The following is a 1,646-nucleotide window of genomic DNA, read 5'->3' as shown; positions in this document are numbered from 1 at the left end:
TTCCCGCGTGGCCAGCCAGGGTGACCAGCGCGAGGAAGAAACCTTTGCCTACGACGGCAACGGCAGGCTGATCCAGGCCATCAACGCCGCGAGCAAACTGCAGTGGTTCCATGACGAGGCCGGCAACCTCGTTCGTGAACACCAGCACTACCTGGCCACCGGCACCCCGATGGTCGCGGTGTGGCAGCACGAGTACGACGCCCTCAACCTGCGTACCTCCACCACTCGTCCGGACGGGCACAAGGTCAGCTGGCTGACCTACGGTAGCGGTCATCTGTTGGGCATGACGGTCGATCAGCATGAACTGCTGGCCTACGAGCGCGATGACCTGCACCGCGAGGTTGTGCGGCATCAGGGCAACAGGTTGAGCCAGACTCAGGCCTGGGACCCGGCGGGGCGCCTGCAGGAACAGCTGCTGGGTAGCCAGGACGGCAAAGCGACCCTGCTCAAGCGCGAGTACCAGTACGACGCGGTAGGCCAGCTGACCGACATCCATGACACCCGGCGTGGTCATCTGGCCTACCAGTACGACCCGATTGGCCGCCTGTTGCAGGCCACCAGCCGCCTGGGAGTGGAGACCTTCGCCTTCGACCCGGCCGGCAACCTGCTGGATGACAAGCACCACGAGCCGACGCGGCCGCTGGAGCGCACGCCCAGGCGTAACCGGTTGATGGACAACCTGCTGCGCGAGTATGCGGGCACGCATTACACCTATGACGAGCGGGGCAACCTGAGCCANTTCCCGCGTGGCCAGCCAGGGTGACCAGCGCGAGGAAGAAACCTTTGCCTACGACGGCAACGGCAGGCTGATCCAGGCCATCAACGCCGCGAGCAAACTGCAGTGGTTCCATGACGAGGCCGGCAACCTCGTTCGTGAACACCAGCACTACCTGGCCACCGGCACCCCGATGGTCGCGGTGTGGCAGCACGAGTACGACGCCCTCAACCTGCGTACCTCCACCACTCGTCCGGACGGGCACAAGGTCAGCTGGCTGACCTACGGTAGCGGTCATCTGTTGGGCATGACGGTCGATCAGCATGAACTGCTGGCCTACGAGCGCGATGACCTGCACCGCGAGGTTGTGCGGCATCAGGGCAACAGGTTGAGCCAGACTCAGGCGTGGGACCCGGCGGGGCGCCTGCAGGAACAGCTGCTGGGCAGCCAGGACGGCAAATCGACCCTGCTCAAGCGTGAGTATCAGTACGACGCGGTAGGCCAGCTGAGCGACATCCACGACACCCGTCGTGGTCATCTGGCCTACCAGTACGACCCGATTGGCCGCCTGTTACAGGCCACCAGCCGCCTGGGCGTGGAGACCTTCGCCTTCGACCCGGCCGGCAACCTGCTGGACGACAAGCACCACGAGCCGACGCGGCCGCTGGAGCGCACGCCAAAGCGCAACCGTTTGATGGACAACCTGCTGCGCGAATATGCGGGCACGCACTACACCTATGACGAGCGGGGCAACCTGAGCCACCGGTTGCACAACGGTGTGCAGGCCCGGTTCACCTGGGACCTGTTCGACCGCTTGCAGGCTTACAGCGACGACAAGCTCAAGGTCGAGTACAGCTATGACGCCCTCGGGCGACGGTTGCACAAGCACTCGACGGCGCATTACTGGAACAAACCTGAAGCCGGTACTGGC

General features: G+C 64.4%; 1 pseudogene. It reads left to right on the top strand.

Going from position 1 to position 1,646, the window contains the following annotated elements:
- A pseudogene (locus CR917_RS28340) lies at positions 1 to 1,646 on the top strand (RHS repeat protein); the annotation flags it as partial.

This window comes from Pseudomonas sp. BRM28 (assembly GCF_002939405.1).
GTDB lineage: Bacteria > Pseudomonadota > Gammaproteobacteria > Pseudomonadales > Pseudomonadaceae > Aquipseudomonas > Aquipseudomonas palmensis.
The sequence above is the reverse complement of the archived record's forward strand: the minus strand, read 5'-3'. Positions and strand labels throughout refer to the sequence as shown.